This is a genomic window from Stenotrophomonas sp. YIM B13575 (assembly GCF_042787595.1).
GTDB lineage: Bacteria > Pseudomonadota > Gammaproteobacteria > Xanthomonadales > Xanthomonadaceae > Stenotrophomonas > Stenotrophomonas lactitubi_B.
Window position 1 is genome coordinate 1 of record NZ_JBHZOP010000214.1, and the last position, 3,555, is coordinate 3,555.

General features: G+C 66.4%; 4 protein-coding genes. 3 read left to right on the plus strand and 1 reads right to left on the minus strand.

Annotated features, from left to right (window positions below; all coding sequences use genetic code 11):
• Nucleotides 1-137: 137 nt before the first annotated feature.
• Entirely contained in the window at nucleotides 138-1,196 is a 1,059-nt protein-coding gene (locus tag ACFX4F_RS21240) for a lipid A deacylase LpxR family protein (protein ID WP_380658346.1), read from the minus strand.
• Nucleotides 1,197-1,492: 296 nt separating this feature from the next.
• Between ACFX4F_RS21240 and ACFX4F_RS21245 the strand changes: the two genes are divergently transcribed.
• The 3 genes from ACFX4F_RS21245 to lipA are packed head-to-tail and all read left to right on the plus strand — an operon-like array spanning nucleotide 1,493 to nucleotide 3,500.
• The gene (locus tag ACFX4F_RS21245; protein ID WP_032975372.1) at nucleotides 1,493-1,771 is read left to right on the plus strand and encodes a YbeD family protein; all 279 of its coding nucleotides are present in this window, start codon (nucleotides 1,493-1,495) and stop codon (nucleotides 1,769-1,771) included.
• Between the two features lie 56 nt (nucleotides 1,772-1,827).
• A complete protein-coding gene (gene lipB / locus ACFX4F_RS21250; protein WP_236511563.1) occupies nucleotides 1,828-2,472 on the plus strand; it encodes a lipoyl(octanoyl) transferase LipB in 645 nt (214 codons plus the stop codon).
• A gap of 17 nt (nucleotides 2,473-2,489) precedes the next feature.
• Nucleotides 2,490-3,500, plus strand: coding sequence for a lipoyl synthase (lipA, locus tag ACFX4F_RS21255; RefSeq protein ID WP_380658349.1), 1,011 nt, complete (start codon nucleotides 2,490-2,492; stop codon nucleotides 3,498-3,500).
• Nucleotides 3,501-3,555 lie beyond the last annotated feature (55 nt).

The window sequence follows — 3,555 nt, forward strand, 5'->3', positions numbered from 1 at the left end:
GGCATGGCCCGGCGCTACCGATGATCGGGTAGCGCCGGGCCATGCCCGGCGGACGCAGTCCCGGATTAGAGCGAGCGATTCAATCCGGTGTGCCGAGCAACGGTCGGCACCTACCCGCTTCACCATCAGCCCTTCGCTTACAGCGAGCGGCTGACGGTGAAACTGCCGAACACCGGTGACTGGCGCTGGCCATCGAATTCGCGGGTGCTGTGGTAGCGCGCCATCGCGAACTTCCAGCGGCCACGCATCACCGCGATGCCATAACCTCCCTGCGCGACCACATGACGCTTGTCCACGCTGTGGCTGTTGCGGAAGGTGTTGCCGTCCAGGGTGATATCGCGGATCACCCACGCCGCATCGGTGGTGGCGAACAGGTGCCATGACCAGCCGGATGGCTTGCCGCCGCGGGTCGGCGCGGTGTTCTCGCCGGCCGGGCGCAGCGGAGTGCTGCCGAAATCGTCCGGCAGCTTCCAGCCGAAGCGCACTTCGCCGCCGAGGTTCGCCTTGGTTTCCAGGTTGCCGATCGAACCGCCGTAGTGGCTGATCGCATCCCAGCCCCAGCCGTCGGCATTGAGGCTGGCATCGCCCGGCCAGCGGCGCATGCGTTCGTGGGTCAGCATGAACACCGGTTCATTGTGCAGCTGGTTGTCCCAGCCCTTGAACTTCTCATCGCCCAGCACGCTGTGCACCGCGTCCTGCACCTGCTTGCCCTGCGCCCACGGCCCGACCACGCCCAGCGACAGCTGGGTGGTCTGCAGGCGATCGCCGCTGCGTGCGTTGAAGCCGAAACTGACCAGCAGTACCCCGGCATACGGCCGGTCATCCTTGATCAGGTCGCTGCGGGTCGGATCGGTGGGGGTGAAGATGCCCTGGGCCAGGCTGAAGATCATGTTCTGCTGTTCGAACTTGCCCGGGTGCAGTGCTTCCAGGTGGCTGTTCACCCAGCGCGCCAGGCGCGGCAGGCAGGGGTCATCGGTGTAGTCCACCAGGTTGGGCGAGACCAGGGTCAGCTGGGCGCCGTTGGTATAGCCCTGGTCCTGGTGGCGGCCGCCGAACAGGTCGTTGTCGACGCGGAAATTGACCTGCGGCGGATGCTCGCGCATCGCGTCCGGGCCGCATTGCTCGGCTGCGTGGGCGGAAAGGGGGAGGGCGGTGGCCAGCAGGCCGGACAATCCAAAGGATGCGAGGTAGCGCATGGATGGGATGATCATCAGGAAGGGGGCTTTTGTCTGTCGTTTTATGCAACGACACGGTACTCCCGGCGCTGTGACGGAACGAGCGCGCTGGAATCACTTGTCTGTTCCGAAAACAACATTGTCTGATCGACACAATTGGTTACCGCAGACAGGCGTCGTCGGGCCCGGGGCAGGGCCGTAGGAGCCGGGTCCGAGGCTGAATGGATGTTCAGCTGCAACGCAGCGACCCGTCTGCGGTGCCGCCGAGCTTTATGAATACTCTTGGGTTTGTTGCCCTGCGGCCCGATAATGGGCGCATGGAAATCAAGTCCGACAATCCCGAACACGGCTTCCAGTTCCCCGGTCAGTTCGAGCTCAGCGCGATGGGCCCGGCCAACCGCGGCCTGGAGCATGAACTCCCCCGCCTGCTGCTGGCTGCTGGCGTCGACGTGGTGAACGAGCGCATCAGCTGGAAGCATTCGTCCAACGGCAAGTACGTCTCGGTGCGCCTGGTCTTCCGGGCCGAGAACCGCGAACAGTACGACGTGGCCCACCAGGCCCTGCGCGACCACCCGGAAGTGAAGTGGACGGTGTAGCCGTCAGCTGCCCTGCCGAAGCGGCGGCCCCCGAGGCGCGTCCGCCGCGCCCGGCGGTGGTCCGTGACCTGGGGCGCCAGCCCTACGAGCCGGTCTGGCACGCCATGCAGCGTTTCACCGACCAGCGCGACGACGACACGCTCGACGAGCTGTGGGTGGTCGAGCACGATCCGGTGTTCACCCTGGGCCAGGCCGGCAAGGTCGAGCACGTGCTGGCGCCGGGCGAGATCCCGGTGGTCCATGTCGATCGCGGCGGCCAGGTGACCTACCACGGCCCCGGCCAGATCGTGATCTACCCACTGCTGCGCCTGCCGCGGCTGGGCATCGGCGTGCGCGACTACGTGTGCCGCATCGAGCAGGCCATCATCGACACCCTGGCCGAGTGGAACATCGGTGCCGAACGGCTCGACGGCGCCCCGGGCGTCTATGTCGGCGGCGCCAAGATCGCCGCGCTCGGCATCCGCGTGCGTCGCGGCTGCACCTTCCATGGCCTGGCCTTCAACGTGGCCATGGACCTTGATCCTTTCCACCGCATCAACCCCTGTGGTTACGAGGGGCTGCAGGTGACCACGGTGCTAGACTTGGGCGGTCCGTCCGGGATGGACGCCGTCAAGCCGGTGCTGCTGGACCACCTGGCCCGCCAGTTCGGCCTGCTGCTGCAGCCCGTGCCTGAACTGCCTGATCTCTCTGCGGCCGCCTGACCGCCCCCGGAAACGCCATGACTGAAACCACTGCCCGCACCATTCCCCTGCAGATCGTGCAGGCCGAGCTTCCGTCCACCGCGCCGTTGCAGGCCGGGGTCAAGCAGATGGGTGGGGACAAGATCAACCGCTCGCCGGTGCAGTTCGCCGACGTGCCGGTGCTGCGCAAGCCCTCCTGGATCCGCGTGCGCATTCCTTCGGGCAATGCCGTGCAGAACCTGAAAGCCAAGCTGCGCGAGAACCGTCTGGTGACCGTGTGCGAAGAGGCCAGCTGCCCGAACATCCACGAATGCTTCGGCCACGGCACCGCCACCTTCATGATCCTGGGCGAGGTCTGCACCCGTCGCTGCTCGTTCTGCGACGTGGCCCACGGCCGGCCGAAGCCGCCCGATGCCAACGAGCCGGCCAGCCTCGGCCAGACCGTGGCCGACATGGGCCTGAAGTACGTGGTGGTGACCAGCGTCGACCGCGACGACCTGCGCGACGGTGGTGCCCAGCACTTCGTCGACTGCATCACCGCCATCCGCGAGAAGTCGCCGGGCACCCGCATCGAAGTGCTGACCCCGGACTTCCGCGGCAAGGGCCGCATGGAGCGCGCGCTGGAGATCCTGGCGCAGAACCCGCCGGACGTGTTCAACCACAACATCGAAACCGTCCCGGACCTGTACCGCAACGTGCGCCCGGGCGCCGACTACCAGTGGTCGTTGAACCTGCTGAAGAACTTCAAGGCGCAGCACCCTGACGTGCCGACCAAGTCGGGCATCATGCTGGGCCTGGGCGAAGACATCGAACAGATCAAGGCCACCATGCGCGACCTGCGTGCGCACAACGTGGACATGATCACCATCGGCCAGTACCTGCAGCCGACCGCGCATCACCATCCGGTGCTGAAGTACTGGACGCCGGACGATTACAAGGCGCTGGAAGTCTACGGTTACGAGCTGGGCTTCAGCCACGTGGCCTCCGGCCCGATGGTGCGCTCGTCGTACCACGCCGACGTGCAGGCCAAGGGCGCCGGCGTTTCCTGACACCCTGCTGATGGGTGGGAGCTGCTTCTCCTGTGGGTGCGGACCGGTGGTCCGC

Coding starts and splice junctions, on each gene's coding strand:
- lipA (WP_380658349.1), top strand. CDS start 2,490: ATGACTGAAACCACTGCCCGCACCATTCCCCTGCAGATCGTGCAGGCC.
- ACFX4F_RS21240 (WP_380658346.1), bottom strand. CDS start 1,196: ATGCGCTACCTCGCATCCTTTGGATTGTCCGGCCTGCTGGCCACCGCC.
- ACFX4F_RS21245 (WP_032975372.1), top strand. CDS start 1,493: ATGGAAATCAAGTCCGACAATCCCGAACACGGCTTCCAGTTCCCCGGT.